The organism is Bifidobacterium simiiventris (assembly GCF_019331715.1).
GTDB classification, from domain to species: Bacteria; Actinomycetota; Actinomycetes; order Actinomycetales; family Bifidobacteriaceae; genus Bifidobacterium; species Bifidobacterium simiiventris.
The window spans coordinates 143,872-168,235 of the sequence record NZ_JAHBBG010000005.1; the positions used below are offsets into that span (position 1 = coordinate 143,872).

The 24,364-nt window shown below is 62.1% G+C and carries 15 protein-coding genes and 1 tRNA gene; 4 read left to right on the forward strand and 12 right to left on the reverse strand.

Features of this window, described 5'->3' with window-relative positions:
- Complete coding sequence (locus KIH76_RS06980; RefSeq protein ID WP_219069984.1) at nt 1–282, reverse strand: metal-sensitive transcriptional regulator; 282 nt, start codon at nt 280–282, stop codon at nt 1–3.
- Between the two features lie 129 nt (nt 283–411).
- On the opposite strand from KIH76_RS06980, the gene KIH76_RS06985 reads away from it, so the two are divergent.
- Nucleotides 412–3,240: an HAD-IC family P-type ATPase gene (locus tag KIH76_RS06985; RefSeq protein WP_219069986.1), complete on the forward strand. Its 2,829-nt coding sequence runs from the start codon at nt 412–414 to the stop codon at nt 3,238–3,240.
- A 95-nt stretch (nt 3,241–3,335) separates the two neighbouring features.
- Here the strand turns inward: KIH76_RS06985 and clpB are convergent, their stop codons facing one another.
- Complete coding sequence (gene clpB / locus KIH76_RS06990; RefSeq protein ID WP_219069988.1) at nt 3,336–5,990, reverse strand: ATP-dependent chaperone ClpB; 2,655 nt, start codon at nt 5,988–5,990, stop codon at nt 3,336–3,338.
- Nucleotides 5,991–6,285: 295 nt separating this feature from the next.
- Between clpB and KIH76_RS06995 the strand changes: the two genes are divergently transcribed.
- Nucleotides 6,286–7,215: an AEC family transporter gene (locus tag KIH76_RS06995; RefSeq protein WP_219069990.1), complete on the forward strand. Its 930-nt coding sequence runs from the start codon at nt 6,286–6,288 to the stop codon at nt 7,213–7,215.
- 392 nt (nt 7,216–7,607) lie between these two features.
- Here the strand turns inward: KIH76_RS06995 and KIH76_RS07000 are convergent, their stop codons facing one another.
- The 7 genes from KIH76_RS07000 to KIH76_RS07030 all read right to left on the reverse strand — a co-directional run bounded on the left by KIH76_RS07000 (nt 7,608) and on the right by KIH76_RS07030 (nt 14,512).
- Entirely contained in the window at nt 7,608–8,429 is an 822-nt protein-coding gene (locus KIH76_RS07000; protein ID WP_219069992.1) for a fumarylacetoacetate hydrolase family protein, read from the reverse strand.
- A 117-nt stretch (nt 8,430–8,546) separates the two neighbouring features.
- Nucleotides 8,547–9,599 (reverse strand): class C sortase, encoded by a 1,053-nt coding sequence (locus tag KIH76_RS07005; RefSeq protein ID WP_476695660.1) that lies wholly within the window; start codon nt 9,597–9,599, stop codon nt 8,547–8,549.
- A 30-nt stretch (nt 9,600–9,629) separates the two neighbouring features.
- A complete protein-coding gene (locus tag KIH76_RS07010) occupies nt 9,630–10,520 on the reverse strand; it encodes a YggS family pyridoxal phosphate-dependent enzyme (RefSeq protein WP_219069994.1) in 891 nt (296 codons plus the stop codon).
- A 284-nt stretch (nt 10,521–10,804) separates the two neighbouring features.
- A complete protein-coding gene (locus KIH76_RS07015) occupies nt 10,805–11,914 on the reverse strand; it encodes a glutamyl-Q tRNA(Asp) synthetase (RefSeq protein WP_219070016.1) in 1,110 nt (369 codons plus the stop codon).
- Between the two features lie 53 nt (nt 11,915–11,967).
- Complete coding sequence (locus KIH76_RS07020) at nt 11,968–12,951, reverse strand: DUF3152 domain-containing protein (protein ID WP_219069996.1); 984 nt, start codon at nt 12,949–12,951, stop codon at nt 11,968–11,970.
- A 187-nt stretch (nt 12,952–13,138) separates the two neighbouring features.
- Nucleotides 13,139–13,870, reverse strand: a complete 732-nt coding sequence (locus KIH76_RS07025) for an MIP/aquaporin family protein (RefSeq protein ID WP_214373746.1) — start codon at nt 13,868–13,870, stop codon at nt 13,139–13,141.
- Nucleotides 13,871–14,438: 568 nt separating this feature from the next.
- Nucleotides 14,439–14,512: transfer RNA gene (locus KIH76_RS07030), tRNA-Lys, on the reverse strand.
- A gap of 298 nt (nt 14,513–14,810) precedes the next feature.
- Here KIH76_RS07030 and KIH76_RS07035 point away from each other — a divergent pair.
- Both KIH76_RS07035 and KIH76_RS07040 read left to right on the forward strand, forming a co-directional pair.
- Nucleotides 14,811–17,309: an LTA synthase family protein gene (locus tag KIH76_RS07035; protein ID WP_338023612.1), complete on the forward strand. Its 2,499-nt coding sequence runs from the start codon at nt 14,811–14,813 to the stop codon at nt 17,307–17,309.
- Between the two features lie 97 nt (nt 17,310–17,406).
- Nucleotides 17,407–19,458 (forward strand): glycosyltransferase, encoded by a 2,052-nt coding sequence (locus KIH76_RS07040; RefSeq protein WP_236036889.1) that lies wholly within the window; start codon nt 17,407–17,409, stop codon nt 19,456–19,458.
- 175 nt (nt 19,459–19,633) lie between these two features.
- Here KIH76_RS07040 and KIH76_RS07045 read toward each other — a convergent pair whose 3' ends face one another.
- The 3 genes from KIH76_RS07045 to KIH76_RS07055 all read right to left on the reverse strand — a co-directional run bounded on the left by KIH76_RS07045 (nt 19,634) and on the right by KIH76_RS07055 (nt 24,037).
- The gene (locus KIH76_RS07045) at nt 19,634–20,986 is read right to left on the reverse strand and encodes an ABC transporter ATP-binding protein (protein WP_214375184.1); all 1,353 of its coding nucleotides are present in this window, start codon (nt 20,984–20,986) and stop codon (nt 19,634–19,636) included.
- A 72-nt stretch (nt 20,987–21,058) separates the two neighbouring features.
- Entirely contained in the window at nt 21,059–21,895 is an 837-nt protein-coding gene (locus tag KIH76_RS07050) for an ABC transporter permease (protein WP_214375182.1), read from the reverse strand.
- 261 nt (nt 21,896–22,156) lie between these two features.
- Nucleotides 22,157–24,037, reverse strand: a complete 1,881-nt coding sequence (locus KIH76_RS07055) for a glycosyltransferase (protein WP_219070000.1) — start codon at nt 24,035–24,037, stop codon at nt 22,157–22,159.
- Nucleotides 24,038–24,364: the final 327 nt, after the last annotated feature.

A 24,364-nucleotide genomic window follows, 5' to 3' on the forward strand; every position in this document is an offset into this window, starting at 1 on the left:
CTACGATTTCACCAGTCGCGCGATCGCGGCCGAGGCCTCGCGTAGCTTCTCGTCGGCCACTTCACCACCTTCGGCCGACGCCTCGCGCACGCAATGGTTCAGATGATCGTCAAGCAGCAGCAACGCCACCGACTTCAACGCCGAATTGGCCGCGGAGATCTGCGTGAGCACGTCGATGCAGTACTTGTCATCCTCCACCATCTGCGTCACGGCGCGGATCTGCCCCTCCACCCGCCGCAGTCGCGCGACCACCTTCGCCTTGTCTTCGCCGTACCCATGCATCGCAACCTCCAATCGCCGGCCGATTCGCCCAGCGGCATAATCGCAACACCCATTATACCCCATAGGGGTATTGGGTATATTCTGGTGAGCAGCGATACGATAGCCACAGGAAGACAGAAGGAGCGAATCATGGAACCGAACATCTTTCTTGTCGCGGCCGCCGCCTTAGTGGCCGCCGCGCTCACATGGCTGATCATCCGATTCTTCTTCGCACCGCAGCACGGCACCGCGGGCACGTTGGAAAACGGCATGCAGACCGCGACGATCACCGTCAAGGGCGGCTACTCCCCCGCCGTGATCGAGATGCGGGCCGGCACGCCGATCACGCTCACGTTCGACCGACAGGAGACCGGCGAATGCACGTCGCATGTCGTGTTCGGCGACCTTGCGCTCGACGCGATGCTGCCGGGCAACACACGCACCAACGTGCACCTGCCCGCACTGCCGGCAGGAGAGTACCCGTTCGCGTGCGGTATGAATATGGTGCACGGCCTGCTGCGCGTGACCGGCGACGCCGGCAGTGAAAGCGCAAACGTTGGCACCGAACGAGTCGACGGAAGCGGGAGGAAAGATTTCTCCGCCCCGCTGCGCTCCGGTCGAAATGACACAGCGGAATCCTATACCGACTCCGGCCAACACAACACGGTCGCATCGCCGACCGACGCGCTGGCTGCGGAACGCCGCGAATCCGAGGAACGCTCCAAGGAGATCCGCCAGCTCACCAAACTGGTCGCGATCGGCACCGTGCTCACGTTGCCGGTGTTCGTGCCGATGATGCTCATGCTGTTGCCCGGCGGCCACGCCATCGTGCCGATGTGGCTGATGAACCCGTGGCTGCAGGCGCTGCTCATCACCCCGGTCATGTTCTACTGCGGAGCGCCTATCCACCGCGTCGGCTGGCCTGCGCTCATCCATCGCGCGCCCGACATGAACTCGTTGGTCACGCTCGGCACGACCGCCGCCTACGTGTACAGCCTTGCGCTGTGCGTGATGTCGTCGCTGTTCCCGGAAGGCTCGCGCGAACCGTATTTCGAATCGGTAGGCGTGGTGATCACGCTGGTATTGGTCGGCCGGCTCTTGGAAACGAAGGCCCGCGAAGGCACCGGCAAAGCGGTGCAGTCGCTGATCAAACTGCGCCCGCGTACCGCGCATGTCCTGACGTCCGACGATGCCGTCGCACATACGAACTGGAGAAACGACGCAAACGTTCGCGATATCACTATCGACGATGTGAAGACCGGCGACCTGCTGGTTGTACATGCCGGCGAGCGCATTCCGGTCGACGGCGAGATCGTCGACGGCGAGGCCACGGTCGACGAGTCGATGATTACCGGCGAATCGAAGCCGGTCGTCAAGATCGCGGACACGCACGCAGACAGCCACGGCGGCAGCGCAAACGACAGTACCGCCGCGCGAGCTCTGACCGGCGCGACAGTGCTGCTCAAAGGCGATCTGCTCATGCGTGCCACGCAGGTGGGCGGCGCAACGGTGCTGGCGCAGATCATCGCGATGGTCTCGCGGGCGCAGGCCACGAAGGCGCCGGTACAGAAACTGGCCGATAAAATCGCCCGTATTTTCGTGCCGGCGGTGATGATCGTGGCGGTGTGGACGTTCGCGATCTGGCTGGCGGTCGGCCCTGAACCGTGTCTGGCGCATGCGCTGGTGACGGCGGTGAGCGTGCTGATCATCGCCTGCCCGTGCGCGCTGGGTCTGGCGACGCCGCTGTCGGTGACGGCCGCGATGGGCCTGGGCGCGACGAACGGCGTGCTGGTCACGTCGGCGAAGGCGTTGGAACAGGCGCGAGACATCCGCACGGTCGTGTTCGACAAGACCGGTACGATCACGCGCGGCGTGGTGGATACACCGACGAACGACAGCGCAGTGGCAAGCGACCACGACAGAAAGCCCAGCTACGAGCACGATCCGGTCAAAGACGGTTCTCGCGAGGCGGTTGCCGCGTTGCGCTCAGCCGGAATCCGTACGGTGATGCTGTCGGGCGACCGCGCCGAGGTCGCCGCGCGCATCGCCCGCGAGGTCGGCATCGACACGGTGATCGCGCAGGTCAAACCGGACGGCAAGGCGTACTGGATCCGCCAACTGCAGACCGCACGCGATCGTGCGCACGGCACGAACGCCGATCCTGCCGGCGCGACCGCAGCCGCATCGGCCGCAACGACACCATCTCCGACAGTCGGCGACGTGCCGGACGGCCTGATCGCGATGGTCGGCGACGGCATCAACGACGCGCCGGCGCTCGCCCAAGCCGATCTCGGCATCGCGATCGGCACTGGCACGGACGTGGCGATGCAGTCGGCCGACGTGACGCTGATGAACGGCGATCTGCGCGGCGTGCTGAAGACGATCAACCTGTCGAACGCGACGATGCGCAACATCCGCGAGAATCTGGCGTGGGCGTTCGGCTACAACGTGATCGGCATTCCGGTTGCGGCCGGCGTGCTGTACCCGCTCACCGGCTGGCTGCTCAGCCCGATGATCGCGGGACTCGCGATGGCGTTGAGCTCGGTGTGCCTGGTGCTGAACGCGAACCGGCTGCACGGCGTGAAGATCAGCGACATCGCGGTGCCGTCCGACGGCACCCCGTCCCATGCCGGCACGGCCGGCGCAACCGGCACAGCCCCGTCTCGCCGCGAACCTCAGGTCATCGTCGACGAGCGGACCGAACTCACCCACTTGGAACCGCACGGCCAATCCCACGGCTCCGACAGTACAATGTCCACCAATTCCAACGATAAGGAGCATCCCATGGATATGCACCACATGCACATGAACGCCACGCCGACCGACGGCGAAACCGCCACCGATCCGGTGTGCGACATGACCGTCGCCGTGACCGCGGACGCGATCACCCGCGAATACGAGGGCAAGACGTACTACTTCTGCGGCGAGCACTGCGCGAACAACTTCGCCAAGGCCCCGCAGATCTTCCTCGAGAAGTAGCCGGCCCGCAAACGCACAAAGGCCCGGAAGGAGAGCATCCTTCCGGGCCTTTGTCATGCCGGCGGCGTCATCGCGCGCCGCCAGCCAAGTTTCGGTCAGTCGGCCTTCACGTCGTCGACGTGCACCGAGCCGTCGTCGTCCGGGTCGGTCGGCATGGCGTTGAGCTCGAGATGGTCACCGCCGGTCTGATCGACGAACACCGTGTCGCCGTCGTGCACCTTGCCGGCCAGCAGCATACGCGCCAGCTGGTCGCCGACCTCGGTCTGCACCAGACGACGCAGCGGACGCGCGCCGTACGCCGGATCGTAGCCGGTGTCGGCGAGCCATTCGCGCGCGGCGTCGGTGACGTCGAGGCGAATGCGGCGATCGGTGAGACGAGACGCGACCTGCGCGACCTGGATGTTCACGATGCCGCCCAGCTCCTCACGGGTGAGCGGGTGGAACATGACGATCTCATCGAGGCGGTTGAGGAACTCCGGCTTGAAGTTCATGTGCACCGCGTCCATCACGGCCTTCTTCTTGGCGTCCGCGTCCATGTCCTGATTGACGAGGAACTGCGAGCCGAGGTTGGAGGTCATGATGAGGATCGTGTTCTTGAAGTCCACGGTCCGGCCCTGGCCATCGGTCAGACGACCGTCGTCGAGCACCTGCAGCAGCACGTCGAAGACTTCCGGATTGGCCTTCTCGACCTCGTCGAACAGCACCACCGAATACGGACGACGCCGCACGGCCTCAGTCAGCTGGCCACCTTCTTCGTAACCGACGTAGCCCGGCGCGGCACCGATCAGACGCGACACGGAGGCCTTCTCCATGTACTCGCTCATATCGATACGCACCATGGCCTTCTCGTCGTCGAACAGGAAGTCGGCGAGCGCCTTCGCCAGTTCGGTCTTGCCCACGCCGGTGGGGCCGAGGAACAGGAACGAGCCGGTCGGACGGTTCGGATCGGAGATGCCGGCACGCGAGCGGCGCACCGCGTCGGACACGGCCGCGATGGCTTCCTTCTGGCCGATCACGCGCTTGCCGAGGTATTCCTCCATGTGCAGGAGCTTCTCGTTTTCGCCTTGCATGAGGCGGCCGACGGGGATGCCGGTCCATTCGGAGACGATGCCGGCCACCGAATCGGCGTCGACATGGTCGGGCACCATCGGTTCGGGCTTGTTCGCACCGTTCGCGGTGTCCTCGGCATCGGCCTTCTCGGCCGCGTCGAGCTGCTTCTGGATCGCTGGAATCTCGCCGTACAGGATACGGCTCGCTTCGGCCAGGTTGCCTTCGCGGGTGAACTTGTCGGCCTTCACGCGCAGCGCGTCCATCTGGGCGCGCAGGTCGCCGACCTTGTTGTGGCCGGCCTTCTCCGCATCCCAGCGGGCCTTGAGCCCCGCGAGCTTCTCGCGCGCGTCGGCCATCTCGGCCTGCAGCTTCTCGAGACGCTCCTTGGACGCCGGATCCTCGGCCTTCTTGAGCTGCATCTCCTCCATCTCGTAGCGCGTCACCTTGCGCTGGAGCTCATCGATCTCCTCCGGGGAGGAGTCGAGTTCCATCCTCAGGTGCGCGGCCGCCTCGTCGACCAGATCGATGGCCTTGTCGGGCAGCTGACGGCCGGAAATGTACCGGTTGGACAGCGTCGCCGCTGCGACCAGCGCATCGTCGCCGATCGTCACCTTGTGGTGCGCCTCGTAGCGCTGCTTCAGGCCACGCAGGATCGCGATCGTGTCCTCCACGCTCGGCTCGCCGACGTACACCTGCTGGAAACGACGCTCCAGCGCCGGATCCTTCTCGATGTTCTCGCGGTATTCGTCCAGCGTGGTCGCGCCGATCAGGCGCAGCTCGCCGCGCGCCAGCATCGGCTTCAACATATTGCCGGCGTCCATCGAGCCTTCGGCCGCACCCGCGCCGACGATCGTATGGATCTCGTCGATGAACGTGATGATCTCGCCGTTCGCGCTCTTGATCTCGTTGAGGACGGCCTTGAGGCGTTCCTCGAACTCGCCACGGTACTTGGAGCCGGCCACCATCGACCCGAGGTCGAGGGAGATCAGCTTCTTGTTCTGCAGCGTGGTCGGCACGTCGCCGGCGACGATGCGCTGAGCGAGTCCTTCGACGACGGCGGTCTTGCCGACGCCAGGCTCGCCGATCAGCACCGGGTTGTTTTTGGTGCGGCGGCTCAGGATCTGGATGACGCGGCGGATCTCCTGGTCACGGCCGATCACCGGGTCGAGCTTGCCTTCCTTCGCGGCGGCGGTCAGGTCGGTCGAGTACTTCTCGAGTGCCTTGTACGAGCCTTCCGCGTCCGGGCTGGTGACCTTCGCGCCGCCACGGATGCCGGGGACGGCCTTGCGCAGCGCCTCCGGCGTCACGCCGTTCTGGCGCAGGATGTCGGCCGACTGGTTCGGCGCGCTTGCCGCGATGCCGATGAGCAGATGCTCGGTGGAGACGTATTCGTCGCCCATCTGCTGCATTTCCTTCTCGGCCTGCGCGAGCGCGGCGGTCAGCTGGCGGCTGGCCTGCGGCTGCGACGTGGTGGAGCCGGACGCGCTCGGCAGCGCGACGAGCGCGTTGCGCACGGCAGCGCCGATGGCCTGCGGGTTGCCGCCCGCGGCCTGAATGAGTCCTTGGATGACGCCGTTCTCCTGACGCAGGAGCGCGTCCATGACGTGCAGGGTCTCGACCTGCGCGTTGCCCGCGGCGGACGCGCTCTGGATCGCGTCGCCGATCACTTGCTGGGCCATCGTGGTGAACTTCTGTTCCATAACAACCTCCCAAAAGTCTTGTACTGCGCCCCGGACCGCATCGGTCAAGCCCAGCCGCACGGCATCGTCCGCGCGTCGCAGCCCGACCGTCCGTCGGATCGCAGGTTTTCGTTCGTTTCTGACTTACTCAACCGGACTACCACCCATTCTATTCCCAAAACTTGAGTCCAACACGCTCAAGTTTGTAAAACCATCATCCATCCACACCTCAACACAGCGATGCCGGCCGCAACATATCCGCGCCTAGACTATGCACCGGAACCACCCACAAGAGAGACTTCGAGAAACGACCATCATGATCTTCCAATCCGGCGCGCTGCTCATCGCCATCCTCGGCACGTACGCGCTCAAGCACCTGCACGTTTTCGGCGAGCGCGACTACAAGGTGGCGCAGGGCATCGTGTTCAACATGACGCTGCCGTGCGCGATCATTCTGTCGTTCGCGACGAACAAGCACGACATGAGGATGCTGTGGATCGTGCTGTTCGGCTTCTTCGCCTGCGCGATCCCGCTGTTCGTCGTGTTTCTCGGCTCGCGCGGCGACGAGCGCAACTACCGCGCGTTCCAGATGCTCAACGCGTCCGGCCTGAACCTCGGCGCATTCTGCCTGCCGGTGGTGCAGACGTTCATGGGCGCGTCGGCAGGTCTGCCGATCATCATGCTGGATATCGGCAACGCGACGGTCGCGACGGCGGGATCGCTGACGATCACGCGAACATTGCTGCATATGGATGATAATTTCCGATCATTGCCGCTCAGTCTGCGGCTGCGCAATATCGCGCATGATTTTTTGGGATCGATTTCGTTCGATATTTACATGTTGATGCTGGTGTTCATGTTTCTTCACATCACCATTCCACAGCCGATCATCACGCTGATCACGCCGTTCGCCAATGCGAATGCGTTCTGCGCGATGGCGATGATCGGCCTGATGATGGAGATTCCCGACAATCGCAAGGATCGGATCGAACTGGGCAAGGTGATTGCGTGGCGCGCCGTGTTCGGCGTGATCATCGCGGTCGCGGCATGGTTCGTCCTGCCGTTCGACATGCGCATCCGCGAGATCATCGTGCTCGGTTCGTTCGCCCCGATCACGATCTTCTCGACCAAGTTCACCGATTCGCTCACCGGCAACGCGAAACTCGCCGGTTTTTCGCTGACCGTCACCGCGATCCTCAGCCTCATCGTCATGACGATCCTGCACGCGCTGCTGCCAGGGGCGTAACGCCTTGCGAGTGGCGGGCCTCGGCTCCCTCGGCTGAGGGAGCTGGCAGCGAAGCTGACTGAGGGAGCGTACACGCTACCACGTTCATAGCTGCTGAACGCTGTAACGCCTACACTCCCTCAGTCTCACCCACGTTCGACAGCTCCCTCAGCCGAGGGAGCCGAGACTCGCTGACGCTCGCAAAAAATCAGCCCGCGATCATCCTGCAATTTCGGACGGCCTACGGCCGACTCAACATGGCCTCGCTCACGCTCGGCTCGTGCAGGACGAAAGCCCATCGGGCTTTCGTTTAACCCTGCACGGCCCTGCAATTTCAGACGGCCTACGGCCGACTCAATTCTGGCCTCGCTCACGCTCGGCTCGTGCAGGACGAAAGCCCACCGGGCTTTCGTTTAACCCTGCACGACCACGTTGCGCAGGTCGCCGATGCCTTCGACGTGGACGATCGGCTCGTCGCCCGGGTCGAGGTGGCCGGAGGCGTTCGGCGTGCCGGTCATGATCACGTCGCCCGGCAGCAGCGTGGAGAAGCTCGAGATCGCGGCGATCTGCTCGGGGATGCCGTGGATGAGGTTCGCGGTGGTGCCGCTCGCCATCGGCACGTCCTCGCCGTTCAACGTGAACGAGATCTTCGCGTCGCGCCAGTTGAGGTCGTCGCGTGCCACGATCCATGGGCCGAGCGGGCAGGACGTGTCGAATCCCTTCGCACGCGTCCACGTCGGGTCGAGTCCCTGCAGATCGCGCAGCGTCACGTCATTGACGCACGTGAAACCAAGCACGTAGTCCATCGCCTTCTCGACCGGCACGTTCTTGGCGATGCGGCCCATCACCACGGCGACCTCCGGTTCGAAGTTCATGTCGTGGCTGTACGGCGGGATAACAATCGGATCATCAGGTCCGATCACCGAAGTTGAAGGCTTGGTGAAGATCACCATGTTCTCCGGCGCGTGGGCGATCTCGGAGTGACCTGCCTCGTGCATGAACTGGGCGTGTGCCTCGTAGTTCTTGGCCAGGCCGTACACCTTCGACGGCAGCACCGGGGCGAGCAGACGCACACCTTCGGCGTCGATGGCGTAGCGTTCTCCAGTGGGCTGCATGGTGCCGGCGCCGAACGGGTAGCCGTCCAGTTCGATCAGATAGTCCTTGTGATCGGTCGGGTCGTTCTGGACGAACGCATATCGCGGGGTTCCGTTGAGGGAAAATCGTGCAATTCTCATGCTGCCCAGTGTAGTAGTCAGCCTAACCGTACGATTTCCCGTCATTCCAGCCCAAACGATCGCAACCGAATCCACATCACGATCCGACAGCCCGGCGACGGCCGCCACGGCCGCTTCTCAGTCCCGCGGCCGCCACGCCGCATGACGCATCACCATCCACGGCGTGCGCCGCTCCACGATCGCCACCAGCAGCCATCCGCCGAGCAGCGTGCCGCCGACCGCGAGTATCGCGTCGGTGCGGCCGTCATGCACATCCCCCGGCTCGGGTGCGGGCACCGGGATCTTCACACGGTGCCCGCTCACCAGCAGTCGGTGCGTGTTCACGCCGTATGGCGTGCAGGTCATGAGCGTGAGCCGATCCTCGCCTTGCACAATCTTCAGCTGGCTCGTGTCGTCCGGCAGGATCACGCTGATGCGGTCGACCTGGTAGCCGATCGTCTCACCCATCACCTCGACGTACATGAAGTCGCCCTTCTTCACCTCGTCGAGCCGGGTGAACATGAGCGCTTCGACCAGTCCGCGGTGACCGGTGATGACCGAATGTGTAGATTTTCCGCCGACCGGCAGGCTCGTGCCGTACAGATGCCCCGCGCCCGACGCGAGCGCCTCCTCGGACGTGCCATGGTAGATCGGCAGCTCAATCGACACGGTGGGCACCTTGATCGTACCCATCACGCCATTGCCCGAGTCGAGCAGCGATTGGTATTCCTTGTCCTTGCTGGCTGCGGAGTCCTCGCCCTTGGCGTGGGAGCCGCCGCCCTGCGAGGAGAACGGGTCAACCGCTTCACCAAGAATCGGCTGACCGGACGCGGCGAGCGTGCGGTTATAGGCGCGCGCTGCCTTGAGCGCATCCTCGGCCTGCGGGTACGGCCATCCGGCGACGTGCTTGGCGGACTGCTGCGAGGTCTGCGCGAGCTGCAGCGAGCTGCGGTATTGCAGAGCGATCGGAAAGCCGGCCACGCCGATCGCCGCGATCAGCAGCAATACGGTGAACACGCGCATGATCACGAGTGATCGTTGCAGCCGACGACGCTCGGCGGCGACGTCGGCGACGTTCACGATTCGATCAAAAGTCTGATCACCGTATGATCGCTTATGAACATTCGCATCCGCGTCTGATGGCGCACGACGGCGTTTTACGGTTTTATGCCGAGGCGCGGTCTGCGCCAAGGATGAACGGTGCGTCACGATGGGTTCCGATCAGATGAACGCGCGTTCGCCGAAGATGGCGGTACCGACGCGCACGATCGTGGAGCCTTCCGCGATGGCGAGCGCCATGTCGTGCGTCATGCCCATCGACAGTTCGGTGCAGTGTTCCGTGCCGGGCGCGCCGGCGGCGAGGATCTGGTCGCGGGTCTTGCGCAGGTGCGCGAAGCCGCGGCGGATGGTGCGTTCGTCGTCCACGTGAGCGCCGATGGTCATCAGTCCTTGCAGTTCCAGGCCGTCGAGTGTGCCGATGCGCTGGGCGAGCATGATCGCGCGCGCCGGATCACAGCCGGACTTGGAGGCTTCGCCGGATTCGTTGACTTCGAGCAGCACGCCGACGGTGATGCCGTGCATGGCCGCGCGACGGGCGATCTTTTCGGCCAGTTCGATCGAGTCGACCGATTCTATGGTGTTGACGACCGGCAGCACCTTACCGATCTTATTTGATTGCAATTGACCGATGAGATGGAACGGAATGTGCGTTCCGGCGGTCGATGTGTTCATTTCGTGATGGTCGGAGACGGTTGTGACGGTATGGCGAGGATCCTCAGCGGTTGCGGAGGTATCGTCGCCGGTTCCGCTCACACCGAGCGAGAACCCGCGTTCCGCGCACTGGCGCGTCAGTCCGGCGGCCTTGACTGCCACTTCCTGAGGGCGGTTCTCGCCGATCATGCGCACGCCGGCATCGATCGCGGCCATAATCTCGCCCACGTCGCGCGTCTTCGTGGCGGCCAGCAGCTTCACCGATCCCGCGGCTCGTCCGGCGTCCGACTCCGCCTGAGCCACCGCATCGAGCACGCGATGTACGCCGTCCGCGATCTCCTTCGCGCGCGTGGCGTCGATCACTTCATTGGCGAGATCCTTGTGGTCCATATACGCTGTCATGCCATTACTCCCCTGCTACCGTCCATTCCCATTGCAGCCTAGTCAGTTAGTCTAATCACCATGACGACGCCCGTACCGGCATTTGCCCAACGTTGTCGCCATACCCACGTAAGCACCAGTACCGTGTCAGTGTAAACCGACACGTTCTTGGTCTCGGCTCCTTCAGCCAAGGAAGCTGTTCCTCGGGAACAGGCGACTGCCACGCCGAACCGGTCCCGGCTCCCTCTGCTGGGGAAGCTGTCAGCCGCAGACTGACTGAGGGAACGTCACACCCATTCGTCCACTCACGCCGCAAACGGATTATCAGGCACGCGCCGGTCCTGCGCATGGGCCGCGATCTTGCGCCAATCGAATATGCCCAGTAGATCGCGGGCCTCGCACGGCTGCGGCTCATCCAGCAGCCCGAGCAGCCATCCGCAGTAGCCGATCACCTGCCGCGCCGTGACGCCTTGCGAGCGCAGCACGCCCATGTCAAGCGACCGCTGCCGTTTGGCCAGACGTTTGCCGGACGCATTGTCGATCAGCGGCAGATGCGCGAATGCTGGCGCGCACGATCCGTTTGCAGCCCCGTTTCCGCCGCCCCATCCACCGGCGATCAGCCGTTCGCGGATGTACAGCTGCAGTGCGGTCGAACGCAACAGGTCGCGGCCACGCACGATATCGGTCACACCCATGTCGAGATCGTCCACGGTGACGGCCAGCTGGTAGGCGAACAGTCCATCCGCCCGTTTCATCACCGTATCTCCAAGATCGTGAGCGAGGTTGAACGTTTGTGATCCGAACACGCGATCGATGAAGGTCATGTCGCGATCGGGCGAGTACAGCCGTAGCGAATGCTGCCGGCCGGCGTCCAGCCGACGGCGTATCTCGGCCGGATCGTCACGCAACAGCATGCGGCAGGTACCGGGGTATACCACGAATCCGTCACCTTCCTGCGGCGCGGATGCCGCGCGGATATCGGCACGCGAGCAGAAGCACGGATACACCGTGTCCGGATCGAACATCACGCCATCGCCACATCCGTCATTGGGCCGAGCCTGCGATGCTTCTGCGCCAATCTCCGCATCATCACATGGCCCCTCACACCCACACGGCATCTTCACACCGTCACCGCAACCATCGCCATGCGCACACAATGCGCGAATGGCTTCACCATATCTGTCCAAACGATCGGACTGGTATACGGGATCTCCATCCCAACCCAACCCGAGCCAAGCCAGATCGTCCATGATCCACCGGTCGGCGTCCGGCAGCACGCGCGGCCGGTCGATGTCCTCAATGCGCAGGATCATCCGTCCACCGGCGGCCCGCGCGGACAGCCATGCGGCCAGCATCGCGTAGACGTTGCCGATATGCATGCGCCCTGACGGCGTCGGCGCGAACCGTCCCGTCACCGGCCGGGCAGCCGACCGATCAGCCATCTGGCCGTTCACCGATCGCCCGTTCATCAGCCGACCCACAGCTCATGGTCGAGCGGCCATTCGTTGGGCATGCAGCCGTCGAGATGCATGGACTGTTCCTGCATGAGCGGCGCGCGTTGGCCGATGCCGGCGCAGGTCGTCTCGTTGTCGATATGGCCGAGCCGGTGGCCGACCTCGTGGTTGACGACCATCTCGCGATAGCGCGCAAGCGTGCCGCCGGCGTCGAGCCACGAGTCGACGGAACCGTTCCAACGGTCGAGGTTGACGATGACCTGCTGATCGACGCGACAGCTGTATTCGACGGAGCATGACGGCGAGAAATCGGTCATGTACTTCGCCTGGGACAGGATGATGTCCATGTCGGCGATGTCGCAGTCCGCTTCGGAGGTCTGTTCGAAGGTGACGCCGGCCCTTGGCCAGCCCTTCACGTTGTTGAGGGTGGAGAACACGGTGTTGGCGAACGCCGTGGTGTTGCCGACATCACCGCGGGTCTTCAGACAGTAGGTGTAGACGTACGGCCCAGCCCCCGTCTCGTCGGCCGAGGTCTGCGCCGTCGATCGTGCCTGATCAAGGATGCGCGTTTTCTCGGTTTCGCTCAACGGTTGTGCAGATTTGTCGGAGGCCAGCGTGCTGGCGATGTCCTCGGCCTTCGAATCGGCGGCCGTCTTCTGGGATGGCGACGACTCGGCACCCGCACCGGACGCATCATCAGTGCCAGCCCTTTCGCCTCCCGATTTTCCCTGTGCAGCCGTCGAATCACTAGAATCACGCCCGGAACCGTTCCCGGACGCGCCGGCCGAACCATCCCCTTCCACGGATCCGACTGTCTTTCCCGAAGCCGCCAGCCGGTAGGATTCCAGCGCGCGGCCGGACGAAGTCACGGATGCAACGACCACAACCAGCAGCACGACCGCCAGCACGGCGGCGCCCACACGGCGCAACACGAATATGCGATCCTTGCCAAACCGCAGACGCGAGAACCGGAGCCGAGGCAATGTCGGTCGTCCCATAATCATCCCTCAACCCTTCCGATGAACATTCACCATTCCAACACCATCATGAATTTCCGTGCACAGTATACGCATCACCCGCATAACACAACGGCTCTCCCCCTGCCGGAGGAGAGCCGCACAATCATGCCGAAACATCAGCGATCACAGACGATCAGCCGCGATCACATCATCGGCACGGCACAGGTCACGCGAAGAACGCGTTGAACAGCCATGCGCCAATGATCGCGCCCACGATCGGGGCGACGACCGGAATCCACGCCTCGTTCCAACGCGAGGTGCCCTTCGACGGAATCGGCAGGATGGCGTGCAGGAGTCGCGGCATGAGGTCGCGGGCCGGGTTCAGGCCAGGGCCGGTCGGGCCGCCCATCGAGGTGACGAGGCCCCACACGATGAAGCCGACGACGATCGCGGCCGCGGCCGGATCCTTCTCGCCCCACGGGTCCATCAGGCAGCACAGCGCGCCGAAGACGAGCACGAGCGTGCCGAACATCTCGTTGACGAAGTAGTTGAGCTTCTTGTTGTCGGCGTCGGTGGTGCAGAAGGTGGCGAGGATCGCCTCGGCGTCCTCAGTCTCCTTGTAGTGCGGGTAGTAGGTCAGGTAGACGATGAACTGGCCGAGCGCCGCGCCGAGCAGCTGCGCGATGATGTACGGCAGCACCTCGTTCCACGGGAACATGCCGTTGATGGCCTGCGCGATGGTCATGGCCGGGTTGATGTGCGCGCCGGAGACGGCGCCGAACATGAGGACCGGGAACATGACGCCGAAGCCGTAGCCCATGGCGATGTTCAGCCAGCCGGCGTGATGGCCCTTGGTGTTCTTGAGCTCGACGTTGGCGACGGAGCCGTTGCCGAAGATCATGAGGATGGCGGTGCCGAAGAACTCGGCCGCCAGCTTGGTGAAGAGGGAGTATTCCACTGCTGCTTCTTTTCTTCTCGTTCCGATTGATGCGACTGCGGCGCGAGCGCGCCAAGCAAACTCCACGATTCTACGCCGAGGGCTAAACCGCGCCCGCCCGACATCCCACCCGGCGAGGCCGCGCATCGGTCGCCATCCCGGGCATACGGCCGTTTCAGAGGCACACACCGGCAGTATGCCCGGGAGGATGAGCGGTCCTTGAGCATGGCACCCGGGCTTACGGCCGTTTCCGCACCCCGAACAGGCCGTATGCCCGGGAACAGCACCGGATTCCGGCTTCGTCCCGGGCTTACGGCCGGTTTGAGGGGTCAAACCGGCCGTAAGCCCGGGAGACTAGGGACCGGGAGACTAGGGACCGGGAGACTAGGGACCGGGAGACTAGGGACCGGGAGACTAGGGACCGGGAGACTAGGGACCGGGAGATACACCTGAGGATATGGCGCACATGCTTGGAGATGCGCGGATACACCTGAGGGTGCGGCGTACATGCCTGGGGCCCGGCGGATACACCGGGATGCGGAGCGCAGAAAACAAAAAGGTCGGAATCTTTCGATTCCGACCTTGTCTGTGCCCCCGCAGGGATTCGAACCCTGGACACGCTGATTAAGAGTCAGCTGCTCTAACCAACTGAGCTACAGGGGCGTTGGCTAGCTGTTGAAGTGTTCCTTGCAACGAGTGATAAATATACTCGAATTCTCGCCGCATGCAACTCTCGGCGTGTCGCGATTGCCCAACCTTGCAAAAACGTTGAAATTCCAATGGTTTTCAACACTCCGCGATCAACACCGAATATCGCCCTCCACAGCCCTCCAACGCGACCGATCCACGAAAATTTCGCCGCGCAATGCCCCGAATAGGGTGAATGCACGGTAAATAAGTCCTGAACCCACCATTACAATATGCACGTCATGTAGCAATAGAAACGGATGGGTTGGGTGCGATGTCGCGATACAAGATTCGACGCAACAAGGAAAAGCGGGATAAGGAGACCGCCGCCGCGGCACTCGCCCGCAAAAAGCGTCGGAAGCTCTCCGCCAGCCCCTCCCCGACCTCCAGTCACGCCGTATCAGCCGATCGCGTCAAGAACATCGCAACTGACGTTGCCATCAGCGGCACCATCGCCGCGACGGCCGAGCATACCCCGGCAGCACAGCGTCAGACAGACGCCCATCCCGTAAACACGACCGAACACACCCCGGCCAGCAGCGCCGCAGCCGACAAGACCGCAACAACCCCCGGCAGCCCAGAGGCAACGCCAGAGACAATCCCTACCGCATCATCCGTATCCCCCACCAAGCCCACCCTGTCGGCCCGTCTGCGCGCCATCCGCGAATCCATCCCCGCCCCCGCCGACGCAGCCCGCGCTGTCGCCGCCTTCTTCGGCAACGCGTGGAAGCATCGCATGCGCTTCTCGTACGCGGCCTACGTGCTCGTATTCCTCTTCATCACCGCCTCGGCCACCGTGTTCCTGCAGTGGAGCGTCTACAACGAGCCGACGTACGCCGACCCGAACGCAGTGGACGACTACACGAAGGCATGGGACAGCATCCGCGGCCAGATCACGAAGTTCGTGGCACAGTCCTGGCTGCAGAACAACAACAACGCGTTGTTGAACTTCCTGATCCTCGGTCTGATGTATCTCGTGCTGGTGTTCCTGCTCAACCGCTTCTGGATCGCCACGGCCGTGTTCTCGATCGCCATGACATCGTTCGCCGTGGCCAACCACATCAAGATCGCGCTGCGCAGCGAGCCGATCATCCCCTCAGACCTGAGCTTCCTGTCCGGCGGCAACACCGGCGAGATCTGGTCGTTCATCCCGCAGGACGACCTCGCGCTCGTCTACGGCTCGATCCGCATGCTGGTGTGGCTCACGCTGATCTGCGTCGTGCTGCAGGTTCTCGACGGACGCCGGTGCGTAATCCCGTTCCACTGGAAGCACCCGTTCCGCAACCCGAAAGTCATCGCCGGCAATTGCACGCGACTGGTAGCCGTGATCGTCAGCGCCGCGACCCTGTTCTCGTTCACGTGGAACCTCGGCATTCCCGGCTCGTGGTCGTACGAGTGGGCCAAGAGCATGAACGACTCGCCGATGCTATGGGATTCGCTCAGCGACGCGAGAAACAACGGCCCGGCGATGAATTTCCTGCGTCTGGCGCACGCGAAGACGATGGACAAGCCGGACGGCTACAGCAAGGCTGCGATGGCCGAGATCGCCGAGAAATACGCGGCCGCGGCGAAGAAGACCAACGCCACGCGCGCGAACGAGATGACCGACAGCACGGTGATCATGATCCTGTCGGAGTCGTTCTCCGACCCGACGCGAGTGCCCGGCATCGAATTCACCCAAGATCCGATGCCGAACATCCGCGCGATCAAGGAGACAACGACCTCCGGCCTGATGCTCTCGCCCGGATACGGCGGCGGCACCGCGAACATCGAATATCAGTCGCTGACCGGCCTGAACCTCGGCCTGTTCGACGATTCCATGCAGTCGCCGTATCAGGAGCTCGTTCCGCATCAGAAGAATCCGTACACGTTCAACCAGATCTGGAACACGAAGTACGGACAGACCGGCTCGGTGGCGTTCCACCCGTTCTACAAGAACATGTACCTGCGCGATTCGGACTACAAGAAGTTCGGATTCAGCCATTTCTACACGCTGGACAGCGATCCGGCGATCACCCATCAGGATCGCATCGACAACTCCACGGTCGTCAGCGACGCCGCATCGTACCAGAACGTGCTCGACGCGCTCTCCTCGAACACCGAGCATCCGCAGTTCATCCAGCTGGTGACGATGCAGAACCACATGCCATACAACGACTGGTATGCGGACAACCAATTCAAGGAGGCCGACGTCTCGCAGATCGGCGACGGCGAGAAGTATTCCGTCGACACGTACGCGAAGGGCGTGAACCTGACCGACCAGGCGACCTTCGATTTCCTGTCGCAGCTCGACCAAATGGACAAGCCGATCACCGTGATCTTCTACGGCGACCATCTGCCGGGCATCTACACGACCGCGAACAGCGACAAGAACAACGCGCTGGCGTTGCACGAGACGGATTACTTCATCTGGTCGAACCAGGCGTCCGTCTCGGCCGGCACGAAACTGGACGACAAGAACGCCGGATACACGTCGTCCAACTTCTTCATGGCGCAGGCCGCGGAGCACATGGACGCGAAGATCTCGCCGTACCTGACGCTGCTGACCGAACTGCACGATCAGCTGCCCGCGCTAGGACGACTGGTCCTGCAAGCAGGTGGTTTCGATGAGAACGCGTCGACGATCTACTTGTCCGCCGATGGCACGACGGTCAAGCGCAAGAACCTGTCGAAGCAGGCTAAGCAGCTGCTCAAGGAGTACCGTCTCGTGCAGTACGATCTGACCGCCGGCAAGGGGTATCTGAACGACACCGACTTCTTCAAGGTCGGGTAGCGTCCAAGATCGTGCGACGTTTGCGGCCGGGCGCCCGGACCGCGCGGTCACACGGAGATCCGACCGCAAACGGACGCCCGTTTGTATAATGGAGCTCATGCCAGTTCTTGATACCAAAGACGCGTGGGAAACCGTCCATCGCATCGTGTTCCCGACACGGGACGCGGATCTTACCTTGCCGCTGTACGCGACGCCTTGGACGCCGTCATATCTGCGCGAATCGGTTTTGGACGCAAGAACCGACATGCAGACCATCAATTGGGGCACCCTGAATCACTCCAAGTTCGATCGCATCGTCGAGGACGCATCGAAGCGTTCCAACGCGAACGGCACGGATCATATTTCGACCGGCGACATCATCTCGCGCCGTGGCATACGGATCGCCCCGCGGTCCCGCACATCGTTCTGCACGTTCTTCAACGCGTTCCCCGCCGCCTACTGGCAGCGCTGGACCAAGGTGCGGCGAGTACGTCTCGTGGCGGAGGTCGCCGGCACCGGCAAGCTGACCGTCTTCCGATCCACCGGCCGCGGATTGTTCAATCCGGTGGCACGACTGTCCGTGAATGCCCCCGATCCGGCCAGACCGCAGCATGTCGAAGCGATCATGCCGCTCACGAATCTCATGGATGGCGGCTATATCTGGTTCGATGCCGCCAATGACTCCGACGACGCCCCGCTGCAGGTGCTCTCAGCCGAATGGCAGGTTCCCGTCTCGGCCCGAACCGCCCAAAGCACGCCAGCCAAGCCGCATTCCACGCTGTCGATCGCGATCACCACGTTCAATCGTCCCTCGTATTGCCTTGATCTGCTGAAAGACATCGCGCAGGCGGACGAGCTGCGCAAGCGACTGGACACCATCTATTGCGTGGATCAGGGCACCGACCATGTGTCCGACCAGCCGGATTTCAATGACACCGCACGCCGGCTCGGCTCCCAGCTCACGTATCTGCGTCAGCCCAACCTCGGCGGTTCCGGCGGCTACTCGCGCGGCATGTTCGAAACCGCCGAAGCCGGCAACAGCGACTATGTGCTGCTGCACGACGACGATGCGATCACCGAGCCCGAGGCCATTCTGCGCGCCGTGCAGTTCGCGGATTACACGGTCCGCCCGACGCTGGTGGGCGGCGGCATGTTCCATTTGGACAACCGGACCGTACTGTACACGCAGGGCGAGCGGCTCGATCCGCGCACCATCTGGATGAAATCGTCGCTGGAACTGCCGTACAACCACGATTTCGCGATGCACCCGCTCAGGGATTCGCCCGAACGCCACCAGCGCATCGACGCGGATTTCAACGGGTGGTGGATGTGCCTGATCCCGGTTAGGGTCATCAAAGAGATCGGCCTGAGCCTGCCGGTGTTCATCAAGTTCGACGATACGGAATACTGCATCCGGGCACGTGAGCATGGCTACCCGACCGTCTGCCTGCCGGGCGTCGCCGTATGGCATCAGGCCTGGCACGACAAGGATCCGGCCCGCACGTGGGAGGAGTACTTCTTCCAGCGCAACCGGTGGATATTCGCGCTGCTGCATTGCCGCAAGCCCACGTTGCGCATGATGTTCGAGATGATGTACGGCGATCTGAACGTCGGTCTGCGCTTCCTGTATTCGGCGCTGTATCTGCGGCACAAGGGATTGAAGGACATCATGCGCGGGCCGGAATACATCGTGTCGTCGATGCCCGGCAAGCTGGCCGAAGTCCGCAAGGAACGCGCCGCGTTCGAGGACACGCACGCCAGCGGCGACCGCGAGGACTTCCCCGAGCCGGCAAGGGAATTCATCTCGCACACGGTTCGTCCGCGTTCCCGCTCCAAGAACACCCGAAGCGGCGTGTACAACATCGTGCGCGGCCTGCTTGGCATGACGGATGCGTCCAACGCCAAGGTGCCGGATGTCGCGATTCCGGCGAAGGACGCATTCTGGAGTTCGTTCGCGAACGTCAACTCCGCGATCGTCACTACGCCCGACGGCAACTCGGTCAGCTGGCTGAAACGCAACGACCGGCTGTTCCGCAAGGATATGATCCAGGGACTGCGACTGGCCTGGCGGTATACGCGCAGGTTCGAGCGGCTGTCGAAGGAGTACCGGGACTATGACATCGCCGGATTCGACGTCTGGCGGAAGATCTTCTCGAATCCGAACGACTGAGACGGACAACACAGACGTCCTATGGTTGGTTCGTGGTATGACGAGGGGCGTTGCCGATCGGCAACGCCCCTCGTCATACCAATTGCGATACCCCGTAAAACACAATATCGGAGCATGCGCCCAGGATGGATGCGTTCAATGTCCTTGCCCTGAATCTATCACGAGCATCGATCGCTCACCGATCCGACCGGCTTCGCCGAAAATCCTCGCTGAACGGATCAGACTCGGTGACGACTTCCACATCGCGCTCATCCGGCGCCGGCATGATGCGCATGTAATCATGGTTCAGCAACGCGTAGGCGTCCCCCGCGTCGTTTCGGATCACGAGCGTGCAGGCATTGTCGCCGGTCGCCACCGCCACCATGTCGGTGAAGTTGGGATCGGTGGGACTGGGCGTACGCAGCGACGTGAACAATTTGAACTCGCCGCTGTTGAACAGTTTGAGCGGCACTTCGAACTGCACGGTGTGATGCCCGTGACGTTTCATCTTGAATACCTTGGCACCGGTATCGTAGGTGATGCCGCCACGCCTGATGTCGTTCATCGAAATGGCCAGATAGAAATCACCCGGCTCGTCATACTGGTATTCAACGGCGAACCGGAACGTGTCGTCGCTGGTCAGCATAGGTTTGGATACGGCATACGTACGCAGCAGCGGGCAACGCTCGTTGAGGCCTTCCGGATATACGCCCTTCTTGGCGGCCTCGGCCGCCTTCTTGTCGTCTTCCTTCTTCTCGGCCTCCAAGTTGGCGAGCGTGTACTGGTCGGCGACGCTTTCCTTGTCGCCGATGGCAGCCACTTCGCCATCCTTGATCATCATGGCCCGGGTGCAGTATTTCTTGACGGATCCCATGTCGTGGGTCACAAGAATCACGGTCTTCGTCGGATCCTTGCTGACTTCGCGGAAGAAATTGTCGCACTTGCGTTGGAACGCCTCGTCGCCGACGGCGAGCACCTCGTCGAGCACGAGGATGTCGCCCTGCGCCTTGATGGCCACCGAGAACGCGAGTCGCACCTGCATGCCCGACGAGTAGTTCTTGAGCTTCTGATCCATGAAGTCTTCAAGCTCCGCGAATTCGACGATGTCGTCGTACATCGCGTCGATCTGTTCATGGGTGAATCCGAGCAGGCATCCGTTGAGATAGACGTTCTCGCGGCCGGTGAGCTCCGGGTTGAATCCCACGCCGAGCTCTATGAACGGCACCAGCTTGCCTTTGACCGACACGCTGCCCTGATCGGGATAATAGATCTGGGAAATGATCTTGAGCAGAGTGGACTTGCCGCCGCCGTTGCGCCCGACGATGCCGAAGAACTCGCCCTGATGCACTTCAAAGGAAATGTCCTTGAGGACATCCTGCCGCCGGTATCCCTTGATGCCTCGAGTCCAGTTGATGAACGCCTGCTTGAGGCCGGTGGCCTGTTCGGTGGGCAGACGGAAGTACTTGCCCACATGGTCGACGGAGAGCACGACCGGCGCGTCCAGATAGGCGAGTTCGTTGTGCGGCTTGTCGGTGAGCCGGGCGTCCATGGCGGCTGCGCCGCCCGCGTCTTTGGAGGCCATCGAGATAAGGGAATTTGCAGTCTCCTGGTTCACCACCATTTACATGACCTCCGCGAATCGCTTGCTATTCCTACGGAATACATACACACCGACCCAGATGAGCACCACGGTCAGGCCGAGCGGAATGGCCGGCACCCACCACGATCCGAACTGGTTCCATACCGTGGGCTGCGATTCCGGCGCGATGAAGTTATGCCGGATGTCCTGGATCGTCTGCGCGATCGGATTGAGCAGCTCGAGTCGGGCGAGCTTTGCGAACAGACCGCCCTTGTCGGTCACGTAGCTTAGCGGATAGATGATCGGCATCGCATAGAAGATCATCTGCTGCAGCACTTCCCAGATATGCGCGATATCACGGAAATACGCGTACATCGTGCTGAAGATCAACGCCAAGGCCAAGGCAAGGACCCACAGCTGCAGCACGTTCAGCGGAACCAGTATCACACGCCAGGTAAACCGCACGTGATTGAAGAACGCGAAGATCAGCACGACGACATAGTTGATGCCGAGGCTGATCATCGACCCCAGCGTGGCCGAAACCACCACGATGTAGTTGGGGAAATGGATCTTGCGCAGCAGATCGCCGCGGTCGACGATCGAACGCAGGCCGATGGAAGTCGCCTCAGCCACGAAGTTCCATGAGCAGATGCCCAGCAGCAGCACTACCGGATAGGTCGGCGTGCCGTCAGACATGCGCAGGAACTGGGCAAACACCACGTACATGACGGCGAACAGCATCAACGGCTTGAGTACCGACCACGCCACGCCCAGGAACGAGCCCTGATATCGTAGCTTGAAATCGGTCTTCACCAGGCCTTTCAGCACGACCCACGCATAGCGGTACCGATCCGCAAATTTCTCAATGACTGCTTTCACGAGGGGCTATTTTACCAGTCCAGGCGCACAAAGCCTTTTGGTTCCGAACCGCCCCCATTACCTGGCAAGCCATCGCCCACTCACATATTGCACCATATAACACGAATGCGTACCGATGTACACGAAATTACACCAATGTACACCATTGTGCACTGCATGGCATCACTGTCATACATTGTCGAAATATCTGACAACACATAACAGCGGGGCCGCCGGAATCCCGGCGGCCCCGCTATGATCAGTCCGTATCAGTCCGGACGATCAGTCCATGTTGAGGTAGTGCTTCCAGTACTTGACGGAGGTCAGCTCGGCACGCGCGGCGGAGTATTCGCGACGCAGACGTTCGATGTTCTTCTTGTAGTACTTGAGGTCGCGCTCGTAGCGCTTGACGATGGCGGAGTAACGCTCCGGATCCTTGACGCGCACGGCGCCCTTCTTGTTGTACCAGTCGATGACGATGAGGTACTTCTTGTTGTGGATCGCACCGGCCGGGTACAGCCAGCCGAGCACCGGAATGACCGCATAGCCTTCGCCCTCGTACTTGAAGAAGCGCTGGCCGTTGTTGGTCACGTAGTCCTCGAGGCGCTCAAGGCGGGTACGCGGCTTGTCGCCGTCGACGAGCTGACGGTCGATCTGGCTCAGGTCGAAGCCGTCGATGCCGAGCTCCTCCGCGCGCTGCTGCACCTCCGGGAAGGAGACGAGCTTCTCCTTGTGCTTGTTAGCGTCCATGAACGCCTTCTCGGCGGCGCCGGGCTGGGCGATGAACTTCGGCCCCTTGAGGAAGTCCTCGAACGCGTCGAGGCACAGTTCGGCGTTCTCGTAGCCGAACTTCTTGAGTTCGAGGCGGATGTTGTTGTGCAGCTCCGCGAGCAAATCGGCATCCGGGTCAAATCCCGTCGTACAGTGTGCAATAAAACCATTACGAGTCGTTTGGTAACGTTCCACTGCTGCGTTATAGCGAAGATGAAAAGCCATGTGCCAGATGCACAGGCCATTCATGGTGATGAACTCCTTGCCGCAACGCACGCCATATTCGGCATCATCAAGACGTACAAAGTATGGCAATGGCAGACCGTTCTCCTTGATGACGCTGATCGGGATGCAGCAGTACCACCATGCAGCGTATCGCTGCTTGCGCTTGAGGATATCTTTTGGCATCCTAAAGCATTCGTTATAGACGATATCTTCAAACTGAGTAAGACGCAGCGGAGGTTTTGCAGGACGGCACGCGCCACGATCAGTCATCCAGCCGGTGTCCTCCCACTGGTCCTCGCCGATCTCGTAGTTGAGCATCGCGCCGGAGATCATCGCGTCGTGGTATTCGGGCTTGAGCAGGCGCAGTAGGTTGTAGGTGCGCTTGATGCTCTCCGGGGAGACCGCCACGTCATCGTCCATGAGCAGGATGTTGGTGGCAGGAACTTCTTGTTCCATCGCCTCGATCATGCCGCGGGTGAAGCCGCCGGCGCCGCCGACGTTCTGGTTCGGACGCACGGTGACGTGCTCGTCGCTGAGCTTGTCGACGTCGAGCGTGCGGCCGTTGTCGATGACGTACATGTGGAAGTGGTTTGCGATGTCCTCATCGGAGGCGAGGATCTGGCTCTTGACCAGACCGATGTTGCGCTCGATGAAGCTTTCCTTCTTGAACGTGGTGGTGGCGAGCGCCAGTTCGATCGGGCGCGCCTCGCCGGTGTATTCGAGCGAGTAGCAGCTGTTGCGGATGGCGACCTGGCCGTCGGTGGTGATGGTGAAGCCGACGATCACCGCGTCCTCGTCCACTTCCAGTTCGAGGTCGACGCTCTGCCAGTCGTCGCTCGCCGGCAGGTCGGCGGTCACGGATTCGACCGGTTCGGGGTGCGCGGAGAACACGCCGCCCTTGGTTTCGATGACATGCGCCGCGGCGCCTTTGAGTTCGAGGTGCAGGAAGAACTTCGTCGCGTTCGTGTATTTGCGCAGCTTCTGCACCGACAGGGAGTTGAAGTATGTGGAGAAGTCGTATTCGCCCTTGGTGTACAGCAGCCAGGAACCGTCGGTCGCGGCCTCGTCTTCGATGACCGGCCCGTCAGCCTTGCAGTACAGGGAGGGATAGCTCAGCGAACGCGGGTTCCTCTCCAGCAGGATATTGGCGAATTTCATCGTGGGCATACTTACCTCGGTCCTCGTGAACACAAACAATCATTGACATGATATAAGAAGGTAGGTATCAGGCGGCAGTCTGCTGCGCGCCACCCAGAGTACACAATTTCCCTTGCAAATAGGGAGTTCTCAGCCTCCGACTACAATATCCGAGTCACTCAACCCTAATTATTAGATGGATGCTCGATGACGGAATACATGACTTCTTCCGGCTATTCGCTGTTTGTGGTGGGTGGTTTGGGTGTGAGGTGATGCCGGTCGGGTAGGTTGGAGGCATGGATACCTCTTGTCTGTTCACCGCCGCGTTGCAGCTTCAGTCTCCTTGGAAAGTGGAGT